The following is an 11,175-nucleotide window of genomic DNA, read 5'->3' as shown; positions in this document are numbered from 1 at the left end:
CGATGAGCTGGAAGGATACCGCCGAACCGCTGCTCACCCGCATGCCCTCCGTGGCGCGGCCCGATCGGCACGTGCCGTTCAAACGGAAGTTGGGCTGGACCGCGGGGGTCCTGGTCCTGTATTTCTTCCTGACGAACGTCTACCTGTTCGGGCTCGGGACGGGCGGTCAGGACGCGTTCGGTCAGTTCCGATCGATCCTCGCGGGCGGTCAGGGGACGATCGTGCATCTCGGTATCGGTCCGATCGTCACGGGAAGCATCGTCCTGCAGCTGTTAGGTGGTGCTGACCTGCTGGGACTTGATACTCAGAACAATCCCCGAGATCAGGTCCTCTATCAGGGACTACAGAAGCTGCTGGTGATCGTGATGGTCGTCCTGACGGGATTCCCGATGGTGTTCGCCGGGAACTTCCTGCCGGCCGACCCAGCGGTGGCTGACTCGCTCGGGATCGGTACCATGGGCGTCAAGTGGCTCATGTTCGGCCAGGTCTTCGTTGGCGGTGTCCTCATCCTGTTCATGGACGAGGTGATCAGCAAGTGGGGCGTCGGTAGTGGTGTCGGTCTGTTCATCATCGCCGGCGTCAGCCAGCGTCTGATCGGTGGCCTCATCGCTATCGAAGCCCTTCCCGGTGCAACACTCGGTATCATCCCGGCGTACATCCGGATGGCGCTCGGTAGCCTGCCCGTCTCCGCGGAGAACCTCTTCTTCGGGTTCCAGAGCGGTGGCGGACAGATCTCGGGGATCCTCGCGATCGTCACGACGGTGTTGATCTTCGTGATCGTCGTCTACGCCGAGTCTGTCCGGGTCGAGATTCCGCTGAGCCACGCTCGAGTCAAGGGCGCGCGTGGGCGCTTCCCGGTGAAGCTCATCTACGCGAGCGTCCTGCCGATGATTCTCGTGCGCGCGCTCCAGCAGAACATTCAGTTCATCGGGCAGCTACTCAACTCCCAGACCTCGCTACCCGCCTGGGCTGGACAGTTCGCCGACGGGCAGCCGATAAGCGGGCTGTTCTACTATCTGGCGCCGATCCAGAGCCGTGCTGACTGGATGTGGTTCGTCACGACCCCGACCGGTAACCCGGAGGTCTGGCAGATCCTGCTTCGGGTGGCCGTGGACCTGACGTTCATGGTCATCGGCGGCGCAATCTTCGCCATCTTCTGGGTCGAGACGACCGATATGGGCCCGGAAGCCACCGCCCAGCAGATCCAGAACTCCGGGATGCAGATTCCCGGGTTCCGCCAGAACCCCGGTGTCCTCGAGAAGGTGCTCGAACGCTACATTCCGCAGGTGACTGTCATCGGCGGTGCGCTCGTCGGGCTGCTCGCCGTCGCGGCGAACATGCTCGGTACGATCGGTGGCGTCTCCGGAACGGGACTGCTGCTGACTGTCTCGATCACCTACAAGATCTACGAGGAGATCGCCGAAGAGCAGCTCATGGAGATGCACCCGATGATGCGCCAGATGTTCGGGTAGCACGGTTCGGCCAACTCACAACTTCTTTGTTCGTAGCCGGCCCGACCATCCACGCGCTGACTCCGGAATCCAGTTTCCACAAATGCCCTGTCGAGATCGCTGAAGTACCTCAAATACTGACGTGCACTGACGCACCTCTCAAATAGATATACTGATTTCGGGGTCTACTGAAGTCGGATCTCACTGATGGCGATACTTTAGAAGGAAAAATTAATATCCAGTGAATTTGATCTATAACCACATGTCTGGGCGGACTGATCAGTTACTCGCCGTACTCGTCATATTGATGGCTTTGCAAATTTTCCCTCCACAGATGGGTGGATTAGCTTCCTACGGGAGTCTGTGGGGTATTTTGTTCGGGGGTATTGCGTTCTTGTACGGGCTCTTCGTATTGGTGGCGCCGTCGTAACTCGGCCATCCGAACTGGCATTTCTGCTCGCCTCCCGACGCGCGACGTTCCGTTTTGACTCCCTGTCTCCGGTTACATCTAGCGAGTATAGCCGGCCTGCACCTACAGCCATCGCTGCGCTACCGAGCCCCCCATCATTTGCTATATCAAAAAGTAGTTTATGTAAATATCGAGGCGAATACCCCGACCCACCGTGGTCGGGGATGCAGCCGTCACACCAGGATACAAACCATTAAGTCGATATATTGACAATCGGGAGATAGCGATGGAATACAGCCACCGCTACCAGGCTTACCCGACAGACGAGGTAGCGGAGCGGCTGGAACACCATCTCGATGTACATCGCCAACTCTACAACCACGTCCGCTGGGACTACGAGAACAGCCCAGCGGACGACAAGCCCAGCGAGTACGACCAGAACAACAACCTCCCCGAGTGGAAACAGCGGTGGCCGATATTTGCTGAATTGCACTCGAAAGCCGCCCAAGCCACCGTCGCACGTTTCCACCACAATCTCTCGAATCTTCGCAAAAAGAAAGAGAAGGGGTACAACGTCGGTCGGCTCACACGACAAGCACCCAGTGAGTACCGGAGCGTGACGTACAACCAGAGTGGTTTCGACCTCGATGAAAAGAGGGGCCACGACACGGACGCCTACGTCCGCTTCAGCAAGATCGGCTGGGTGAAAATCCGATACTCACGCCCAATTCCTGACCACGCCACGATCAACGAAGTCACGATGAAAAAGGAGACAACTGGCGAGTGGTTCGTCTCCTTCGGGTTGGAAACCGATGATGCCGTTCTGCCCGAGAAACCCGATGTGGATTCGCTGGACGCGAGCAACAGCGTGGGTATCGACCTTGGCATCCAGAAATACATCCACACTTCGGACGGGACGACCGTGGACTGGCTCGACCTCGAAGACGAATACGAGCGACTCCGGCGCGAGCAACGGAACCTCTCGCGGAAAGCACACGGGTCGAACAACTACGAGAGACAACGCCAGAAGGTCGCCAAGGTGAAGCGTCACATCCGGCGCAAAGTGCTGGACTACCAGCACAAAATAACGACGTGGCTCGTCCGTGAATACGATGCCGTGTTCGTGGAAGACCTGAACGTTCAGAGTATGCTTCAGGGCGACGGTAACGCTCGCAACAAGCAGGACGCGGCGTGGCGACAGTTCATCACGCTTCTCGAATACAAGGCCGACCTGTACGGGTGTCACGTCGTGCAGGTCGAACCCAAGGGGACAACGAAAGAGTGCGCTCGATGCGGCGTGGAGACGGCAAAGCCGATCTGGGTCAGGGACCACTCCTGTCCGAGTTGTGGATTCGAGACGGATCGGGACGCGAACGCGGCGATGAACGTCCTCAAACGGGGGTTTGCTGCACTAGGGCTGGGATGGCCCGAAGAAACGCCTGTGGAGACTGTGACTGCTACGGGCACGACTCAGTTTGAGTCTGTGTCTGCAAGTCATGTCGTGGAAACAGGAAGCCTGTCCTCGTGAGAGCAGGATTCCCTGCGCCACCGTGCGCGGGGGAACATTCAATTCACGCTGGCTGGTCACTGCGACACGTCCAGAGTCCACGGTTATCGTCTCTCGCAATCCGTTCGGCGGCCGCGTATTCGTCGCGCATGGTGAACTCGGTGTCGTACAGTCGCGCGTATCCGCCACGAACGAGCTGGTAGTTGATCGATCGGTTGTCGTGGACGACGATCGCCAGCAACCGCCCATAGCCGCCGCGGGTGTCGCCCTCTGGATCGAGGAACAGCGTCACTCTCTCGCTGGCGAGGCGATTTTCGACCGTCTCACTCGCAGCCTCACCGGCATCGCGTAGACACGTCCGTCCGTCTTCAGTATCCGGCACGCCCTCGTACTCGTCCGGTTGGACTTCGACGTGCGTCTCGGGCGTGTCGATCCCGAGTAGCCGCACCCGCTCGATCGTGCCGTTCGCCAGTCGCACGTCGATCGTGTCACCGTCGATGACCTCGACTACGGTGCCGTCGATCGTCTTCGCGCCGGCCTCGTGCCAGGGTTGCTCCCCAGTCGTCTCGGTGAAGGACTCGATGCCAGTCACGGTCCGGTCGCCTCCCCCAAACGAACAGCCCGCGAGGACTGCAAGGGCGATCAACCCGACGACCGCCAACCGAGCATTCATGCGATACTGTTTCTTGTCCAGCATCGTCATGGTACTGGCCGCCCCTATCGGATAAACCACTAACGAATATACGCATCTCCGCTGTATCCGACTGCTCGTCGACGGCTGTGGTGGCTGCTTGTGAGGCCTCCTGCGACGGTTCACTTGTCCGACGAACACCCGACCGACACCGTTTTGCGCGCGCCACCGCGATACCCAGATATGGACGGCGGAAGCGGCGAGATGACACTCGCCTTCGATCTGGAAGCACTGAAGCGACTGGCGCAACCGGATACGGTGTTCTCCAGCGCGCGCCAGTGGAGCGAGTACGTCGGCGTGGTCTCGGAGAAGCCGACCTACGTCGTGACCAACTTCACGCGGAAACACCGCATCCGACAGGACTTTTTCTCCGGTCCACGGGGTCGCGAGGAGAGTCTCAAGAACGTCCGAGATCAGTTCGAGACGCCGCGATACGTCTACATCGGGACGAGCGAGGAAGACGAGGAACTGGCGACCTCGGTCGACTGGGAGTATCTGGACGTCGTCGAGGCAGCCGACGCCGCTGACTGGGAACTGGGTGAACCGGAACCGCCCGGACAGGACGGTGAGGACGGGCGCGACGACTGGCCCTGATACGGGCTTGTCTGTCCGCTGTGAAACCACCCGAAACGAACGGTTTTATCTCCCTGTTGGTCGAACCTCGGATAGATGAGGCTATCCGATCGTTCGCACGGTCGAATTGGGGAAGTGATAGGGGCGGATGCGCGAGCGAAGCGCACGGAGGGGCACGATGTCCGCTGAGCAGTTCGACGACCCGACGCTGGATGAATCTCCGGATCTGTATCAGCTACTGGCGGATGCCTTCGACAGTCTCCTGTCGGTGACTGGTGCCCAGATCGTCGCCGCGTTGACGATCGTCGGGGTCGCGAGTGACGTCCTCGCGCAATCGCTGCTCGTACAGGTGTTCGAGGACACCCTGACGCTCATTCGCGAGAATGCTGATACCAGCCAACCCGAGGCCCAACAGCTCATCACGGACCTGGAACAGGCGATCGACGCAGCTGGACTGACGGTCGACCTCTCGGTCCCCGTCCTGCTGGTCGGACTGCTCGGGCTAGCGATCCTGGTCGAGGCCATCCGGATCGTCGCCGTGCGAGCGTTCGCAAATGACGAACTGGACGGGGTACCACGCGCGCTGGCGGCACGTCGGCTGCCGATCGCGACGGCGTACGGCTTCGTGGCCGTGATCCTGATCTACCTCGCGATCGTGATCGTTTCCGCGCTGACCTTCTTCCTGTTGTTCGTTCCTGCGTTGTTCGTCTATCTGGGGCTCCTGTTCGTCCGTCAGGAGATCGCAGTCTCCGACAAGGGACCGATTCAGGCAATCTCCGGCTCCTGGGGCCTGGTGAAAGGCAACCGCTGGACGGTGCTCGGGCTGGCAGTGGTGCTGTTGGTGGTTGCTATCGGGACGTGGCTGCCCGCGTCGCTGCTCGCCGGGCCCGCTGGAACGGTCGGTGCCCCACTGCTCAGTGGGGTCAACCTGGCCTTCGGGACGGCACTCGTGACCGAGACGTACGTCCAGTTGCGCGAGGACACGGAGACGGCAGCACAGTCGGCGATGTAACCCCAGTGATGATGCGGTCTCGAAAGCCGTTCGACTCCGTCCACGAGTGATACCGCAGGCGCCGCGTTTAAGCGCGCGAGCGTCTAACCGACAGACATGTCAGAGCCACGCGTCCCCGGCGGCGGGGAACGGATGGAGCTACCTTGCGGGGAGTCCGTCTCGCCGCGACAGTTCGACCTCGGCCAGCGCGAGTTCGACTGTGACTGCAGTGGGACGCACGCGATCGTGACGGACGCTCATCCGCTCTCGCGGTTCGTCCCCGAGGACATCGCCGACCAGCTACGGGCGGTCATCGATACCGACGACGAGTACGATGAGTTCTCGATGCCCCATCTCATGGGGTCGGTCATGGAGGAGTTCCCCGAGGAGGTCGCCGTCAAGGACGTTTCGGAGGACGGGCAGGTCGGGGCGGCCCTGATCTGGGTGAGCGACTTCGACGCGCGCCGACTCCACCACGTCGTCGTAGAACTGCTCGTCGAGTTGATGGACCACGCGATCAGCCACGTCGAAAACGAGGATCTCACAACCGAGTTCGAGTCACAGCTGTCCGAGTTCGACGTCGAGCGGTTCGTCGCGGCTTACCGCGAGCAGCGGGACTTCGAGGACGAATACGACACGGCAGTGTGACACTGTCACGTGATCGTCTGACAACCACCGCCGGTGACCGTTCGGCTGCAGTCGGGGATTTCTGTCGAGAAGCCGTCTGACGGCTGTCTGACGCCGTTTAATGGGTGAGTAGCCCGTATGTAAGCGTATGCGCATACGTCGCGGCGAGTTCGAGCGGATCCGGTCGGTGTTGGAACAGACCGACGCTGACGAGCCGTTGACGGCGCGCGAAATTCTCGATCTGCTCGAGGAGCACGGCGAGGACTTCGACAGCGCCCACCGCATTGCCACCGTCCTCGGGCGACGCGCCCAGTACGGTGATGTCGAAATCATCCGCGATCAGCCCTACCGGTATCGGTTCCGGGACGCGAACAACTGATAGCGACCCCTCTGATTTCGCTGTCGCGTTTCGAGGCCTACCGCGGAGTGTGCAGCGGCACGTGTTGGGTACCGTCTCGGCGTGGCAAACCAGCGGGTTTTTGTCCCGAATAGCGATAACAACGGGTATGAGCCACGAGGAGTTTCCGACCGACGAGCCCGCGGTGGTGACCTGCGGGTTGCCCTACGCCAACGGCGACCTGCACATCGGCCACCTCCGGACCTACGTCGGCGGCGACGTGTTCAGTCGCGCCCTGGAGAAACTGGGTCAGCAGACCGCCTTCGTCTGCGGGTCGGACATGCACGGCACGCCCATCGCCGTCCAGTCCATCCAGGAGGGCGTCGATCCCGAGGAATTCGCCCTCGAATATCACGAGCAGTACAAGGAGACGTTCCCGAAGTTCGCGGTCGAGTTCGACCACTACGGCCACACCCACCAGGAGACCAACCGCGAGCTGACCCACGAGATCGTTCGCGAACTCGAAGCGGAAGGGTACATCTACGAGAAGGAGATCAAGGTCGCCTGGGACCCCGAGGACGATCAGCCCCTCCCCGACCGATACGTCGAGGGGACCTGTCCGTACTGCGGGGCGACGGCCCGCGGCGACGAGTGTGACGAGGGGTGCGGCCGCCATCTCGAACCCGGCGAGATCGAGGACCCCGTCTCGACGATCTCGGGCAATCGCGCCGAGTACCGCGATCGCACGCACAAGTTCTTCGAGGTCTCGGAACTCTCGGAGTATCTCACCGAGTTCCTCGACGGCCTAGAGGGGACGCCTAACGCCCGTAACCAGCCCCGCCAGTGGATCGAGGACGGCCTGCAGGACTGGTGTATCACCCGCGATCTCGACTGGGGCTTTGACTATCCCGAAATCGACGGTGACGACGAATCGAGCGCGGAGGATCTCGTCCTGTACGTCTGGGTCGACGCGCCCATCGAGTACATCGCCTCGACCAAGCAGTACACCGAGCAGGTCGGTCCGGACGTATACGACTGGGAAGAGGCCTGGAAATCGGACGGCGAGATCGTTCACATCATCGGCCGGGATATCATCCAGCATCACACCATCTTCTGGCCGGCAATGTTGAAGGTCGCGGGCTACAACGCACCCCGGTCCGTGATGGCCAGCGGGTTTATGACGCTGAATGGAAAGGGATTCTCGACCTCGCGCAACCGGGCAGTCTGGGCGCGTGAGTACCTGGAAGAAGGGTTCCACGAGGACCTGCTGCGGTACTATCTTGCCACCAACGGCGGCTTCCAGCAAGACGTGGACTTCTCGTGGTCGAAGTTCCGCGAGCGCGTCAACGGTGAACTGGTCGGCACGGTCGGGAACTTCCTCTATCGGTCGTTGCTCTTCGCCCATCGGAACTTCGACGGGACGCCCGACGCGGACGTGTCCGGGGAAGTCAGCGACCGGATCGACGAAGCCGTAGACGCCTACCGCGAGGCGATCAACGACTACTCGATCCGCAAGGCGGGTCAAGCTGCAGTGGAGCTGGCGGCTTTCGGCAACGAGTACATCCAGCGCAACGAGCCCTGGAAGCTCACCGATGAAGATCCCAAACAGGCCGCGCAGGTCATCCGTGACTGCGTCCAGGTCGCGAAGGCACTCGCGATCTTGCTGGAGCCGCTCACGCCCGGCAAGGCCCAGCAGCTTTGGGACCAACTCGGCGAGGGCGGCAGCGTCCACGAGACGACCACCGAGGCCGTTCACGACGCTCCGCCCGAGACCTTCGGCGAGCCCGACGAGTTGTTCGAGAAGATCGAGGCGGACCGAGTCGAACAGCTCAACGAGAAGCTCGAAGCGCGCGTCGAGGAGGCAACAGCGGAAGACGACGCGGAAACCGAAAGTGACGACACTGACGGAGACCAATCCGGGGATATGGATCTGGAGCCGCTCGTCGAAGACCGGATCAGTTTCGATGACTTCGAAGGGATCGACATGCGCGTCGGCCGCATCGAGACAGCGGAACCGATCGAGGATTCGGACAAGCTCGTCCGTCTGGAGGTCGACATCGGCGTCGAGACCCGACAGGTCGTCGCCGGAATCAAGCAACTTCACGACCTCAAGGAGCTGCCCGGCACGAAAATAATCCTGCTGGCGAACATGGAGCAAGCCGAGCTGTTCGGGTTCGAATCGAACGGGATGATTCTGGCCGCCGGCGACGAGGCCGACCTGCTGACGACGCACGACGACGCGCCGGTTGGCATGCGCATCCAGTAGCGCACACTCCCAGCAGCGCCAGTCCTTTTGGTACTGAACTCGTTGGTTCCCGTATGGCTGACGACGAGTCTGATTGGGAGTTCGGTGCCGACGATATGGACGAGAGCGAGGGCAACGGCGGCGATGTTGTGGACGACGGCGACACCTCCGGCGAGTGGCGGTTTTCTCTCTCTGACCTGGACGACGATCAGAGCGCGGTCGAGGGCAACGTCTTCGGCTCCCCGACCAGCGACAGCGAGGTCATCGAGACCGGGTCGCCGGCGTTCGAGAACGTCCTGTTTTTGATCGTCGGCGTCCTGCTGGCGCTCGCGTTTTTCCTGCAGTTCTACCTGGCCGGTGCGGGACCGTAGGGACCGAAGGATTATCCAGTCGGAAGCCGAACGGATCTATATGGTTGAGTGGCTCGGTTTCGGCCTGTCGACGCTCCTGTTACTGGCTGGTGCCGGACTCGTCATCGCCGAGGCGTTCGTCCCCGGGGCGCATTTCATCGTTCTCGGGATCGCGCTGCTCGGCGCCGGGCTGGTCGGCCTGGCGTTGCCCGGCTCGCTCGGTGCGATCGCGACGATGTTCGTGCTGGCTGTGACGGTTATGCTCATCGGTGGAGCAGCTCTCTACGGCTATCGGGAGTTCGATATCTACGGGGGGAAAGGGACGGCACGGACGAGCGACTCGGACTCGCTGCAGGGGAAGACCGGTCGCGTCACCGCACGCGTCACCGAGACCAGCGGCGAGGTCAAGCTCGACGAGGGTGGGTTCAACCCCAACTATCAGGCTCGCGCGCTCAGCGGTGAGATCGAAGAGGGGACCGAAATCATCGTTGTCGATCCCGGCGGCGGCAACGTCCTGACCGTCGAGAACTTCGAGGATCTGGAGGAAGACGAGATCGACCGCGAACTCGCCCGGGAACGTGACGACGGCGACCGCGAACCGGACCCCGAAGTAGCGTAACCGATCGCTGTCGCAGGCAATCGGTCGATAGCGGTCGAGTGTGATGGTCACCGAACACTTTTTACCTGGTCGGCCGAAGGCCCGGACGCATGTTTGCACTGGTCCCGCTACAGTTGTTGGGGGGCGGTCTGGCACTTGTCGGCCTCATCATTTTGGCCGTCGCTGTCGCCGTCGTCTGGCAGATGGTCGTCATCACGGATGCTACTGAGAAGAAAGCGCTGACCGTCTTGGGGGAGTACCGGAAGCTCCTGGAGCCGGGCATCGCGTTCGTCCCGCCGTTCGTCTCGAATACACACACGTTCGATATGCGGACCCAGACCCTGGACGTGCCGCGCCAGGAGGCGATCACCCGCGACAACTCGCCGGTGACCGCCGACGCGGTCGTCTACATCAAGGTCATGGACGCGAAGAAAGCGTACCTGCAGGTCGACGACTACAAGCGTGCAGTCTCGAATCTCGCCCAGACGACGTTGCGGGCGGTGCTGGGCGACATGGAACTGGACGATACGCTCAACAAACGACAGGAGATCAACGCGAAGATCCGCAAAGAGCTGGACGAACCCACCGACGAGTGGGGGATCCGCGTCGAGAGCGTCGAGGTTCGGGAAGTCAACCCGAGCAAGGACGTCCAGCAGGCCATGGAACAGCAGACCTCCGCGGAACGTCGCCGCCGTGCGATGATTCTCGAAGCCCAGGGTGAACGGCGCTCCGCCGTCGAGCAGGCCCAGGGTGAAAAGCAGTCCAACATCATCCGCGCGCAGGGTGAAAAGCAGAGTCAGATCCTCGAAGCCCAGGGTGACGCTATCTCGACGGTGCTGCGGGCGAAATCCGCCGAATCGATGGGTGAACGTGCCGTCATCGAGCGCGGGATGGAGACTCTGGAGGAGATCGGCAAGGGCGAGTCGACGAAGTTCGTCCTGCCCCAGGAACTCACCTCGCTTGTCGGCCGCTACGGCAAACATCTCACGGGTAGCGACACCAAAACAGACGGTCACGAACTCGAAGGAATGGAGTTCGACAAGGCGACCCGCGAGATGCTCGGGCTGGACGACATCGAGGAGATCCTCGGACAGATCGACCAGGAGGCCGAGGTCGACGTCGAGGAGATGGAAGAACAGGCCCAGGCGGTCAAACAGGGCGCCGACGACACCGAGATCAAAGATCCCGACGAAGTCATCGACGAGATGGACGCCGAGATGCCCGGCTCGGAGGAGTTCAACGAGACGGGCGACGGATCCGATAGCGATTCGACCGGGAACTGATCGGTCGGCCCCGTCTAACGCTTTTTCGCGCGTTTTGAACCGATCAGAACTCGGTCTGCCGTACGACGGGAGCCATCGGCCACGTCGATTCGCCGGATTGGCCCGTGTCCCGA

At 61.5% G+C, this 11,175-nt stretch carries 11 protein-coding genes; 10 read left to right on the top strand and 1 reads right to left on the bottom strand.

Going from position 1 to position 11,175, the window contains the following annotated elements; translation table 11 throughout:
* Window positions 1–2 precede the first annotated feature (2 nt).
* Window positions 3–1,472 (top strand): preprotein translocase subunit SecY, encoded by a 1,470-nt coding sequence (secY, locus tag HSEST_RS09250; protein WP_229120649.1) that lies wholly within the window; start codon window positions 3–5, stop codon window positions 1,470–1,472.
* A 674-nt stretch (window positions 1,473–2,146) separates the two neighbouring features.
* Window positions 2,147–3,388: an RNA-guided endonuclease InsQ/TnpB family protein gene (locus tag HSEST_RS09245; protein ID WP_229120648.1), complete on the top strand. Its 1,242-nt coding sequence runs from the start codon at window positions 2,147–2,149 to the stop codon at window positions 3,386–3,388.
* A gap of 43 nt (window positions 3,389–3,431) precedes the next feature.
* On the opposite strand, the gene HSEST_RS09240 is transcribed toward HSEST_RS09245, so the two are convergent.
* Window positions 3,432–4,040 (bottom strand): thermonuclease family protein, encoded by a 609-nt coding sequence (locus HSEST_RS09240; RefSeq protein ID WP_229120647.1) that lies wholly within the window; start codon window positions 4,038–4,040, stop codon window positions 3,432–3,434.
* A gap of 201 nt (window positions 4,041–4,241) precedes the next feature.
* On the opposite strand from HSEST_RS09240, the gene HSEST_RS09235 reads away from it, so the two are divergent.
* The 8 genes from HSEST_RS09235 to HSEST_RS09200 all read left to right on the top strand — a co-directional run bounded on the left by HSEST_RS09235 (window position 4,242) and on the right by HSEST_RS09200 (window position 11,062).
* On the top strand, window positions 4,242–4,652 hold the full coding sequence (locus HSEST_RS09235) for a DUF7124 domain-containing protein (RefSeq protein ID WP_229120646.1): 411 nt from the start codon (window positions 4,242–4,244) through the stop codon (window positions 4,650–4,652).
* A gap of 157 nt (window positions 4,653–4,809) precedes the next feature.
* Window positions 4,810–5,643: a hypothetical protein gene (locus HSEST_RS09230; RefSeq protein WP_229120645.1), complete on the top strand. Its 834-nt coding sequence runs from the start codon at window positions 4,810–4,812 to the stop codon at window positions 5,641–5,643.
* A gap of 96 nt (window positions 5,644–5,739) precedes the next feature.
* Window positions 5,740–6,270, top strand: coding sequence for a DUF5815 family protein (locus tag HSEST_RS09225; RefSeq protein ID WP_229120644.1), 531 nt, complete (start codon window positions 5,740–5,742; stop codon window positions 6,268–6,270).
* Window positions 6,271–6,397: 127 nt separating this feature from the next.
* Window positions 6,398–6,628 carry a hypothetical protein gene (locus HSEST_RS09220; RefSeq protein ID WP_229120643.1) on the top strand — a complete coding sequence of 77 codons (231 nt, stop codon included), beginning with the start codon at window positions 6,398–6,400 and terminating at the stop codon, window positions 6,626–6,628.
* A gap of 127 nt (window positions 6,629–6,755) precedes the next feature.
* The gene (metG, locus tag HSEST_RS09215) at window positions 6,756–8,852 is read left to right on the top strand and encodes a methionine--tRNA ligase (RefSeq protein WP_229120642.1); all 2,097 of its coding nucleotides are present in this window, start codon (window positions 6,756–6,758) and stop codon (window positions 8,850–8,852) included.
* Window positions 8,853–8,905: 53 nt separating this feature from the next.
* Window positions 8,906–9,202 (top strand): DUF7312 domain-containing protein, encoded by a 297-nt coding sequence (locus HSEST_RS09210; RefSeq protein WP_229120641.1) that lies wholly within the window; start codon window positions 8,906–8,908, stop codon window positions 9,200–9,202.
* A 40-nt stretch (window positions 9,203–9,242) separates the two neighbouring features.
* Window positions 9,243–9,800, top strand: coding sequence for an NfeD family protein (locus HSEST_RS09205; protein ID WP_229120640.1), 558 nt, complete (start codon window positions 9,243–9,245; stop codon window positions 9,798–9,800).
* A gap of 89 nt (window positions 9,801–9,889) precedes the next feature.
* The gene (locus HSEST_RS09200; protein ID WP_229120639.1) at window positions 9,890–11,062 is read left to right on the top strand and encodes an SPFH domain-containing protein; all 1,173 of its coding nucleotides are present in this window, start codon (window positions 9,890–9,892) and stop codon (window positions 11,060–11,062) included.
* Window positions 11,063–11,175: the final 113 nt, after the last annotated feature.

Origin of the sequence: Halapricum desulfuricans, assembly GCF_017094465.1 — an archaeon.
In the GTDB taxonomy this organism is placed as follows: domain Archaea; phylum Halobacteriota; class Halobacteria; order Halobacteriales; family Haloarculaceae; genus Halapricum.
This window is presented reverse-complemented; position numbering and strand designations above follow the sequence as displayed.

Excerpts from the sequence above, each read along its gene's own strand:
- secY (WP_229120649.1), top strand. The coding sequence starts at position 3 with ATGAGCTGGAAGGATACCGCCGAACCGCTGCTCACCCGCATGCCCTCC.
- HSEST_RS09200 (WP_229120639.1), top strand. The coding sequence starts at position 9,890 with ATGTTTGCACTGGTCCCGCTACAGTTGTTGGGGGGCGGTCTGGCACTT.
- HSEST_RS09205 (WP_229120640.1), top strand. The coding sequence starts at position 9,243 with ATGGTTGAGTGGCTCGGTTTCGGCCTGTCGACGCTCCTGTTACTGGCT.
- HSEST_RS09235 (WP_229120646.1), top strand. The coding sequence starts at position 4,242 with ATGGACGGCGGAAGCGGCGAGATGACACTCGCCTTCGATCTGGAAGCA.
- HSEST_RS09245 (WP_229120648.1), top strand. The coding sequence starts at position 2,147 with ATGGAATACAGCCACCGCTACCAGGCTTACCCGACAGACGAGGTAGCG.
- HSEST_RS09230 (WP_229120645.1), top strand. The coding sequence starts at position 4,810 with ATGTCCGCTGAGCAGTTCGACGACCCGACGCTGGATGAATCTCCGGAT.
- HSEST_RS09225 (WP_229120644.1), top strand. The coding sequence starts at position 5,740 with ATGTCAGAGCCACGCGTCCCCGGCGGCGGGGAACGGATGGAGCTACCT.
- metG (WP_229120642.1), top strand. The coding sequence starts at position 6,756 with ATGAGCCACGAGGAGTTTCCGACCGACGAGCCCGCGGTGGTGACCTGC.
- HSEST_RS09240 (WP_229120647.1), bottom strand. The coding sequence starts at position 4,040 with ATGAATGCTCGGTTGGCGGTCGTCGGGTTGATCGCCCTTGCAGTCCTC.
- HSEST_RS09220 (WP_229120643.1), top strand. The coding sequence starts at position 6,398 with ATGCGCATACGTCGCGGCGAGTTCGAGCGGATCCGGTCGGTGTTGGAA.
- HSEST_RS09210 (WP_229120641.1), top strand. The coding sequence starts at position 8,906 with ATGGCTGACGACGAGTCTGATTGGGAGTTCGGTGCCGACGATATGGAC.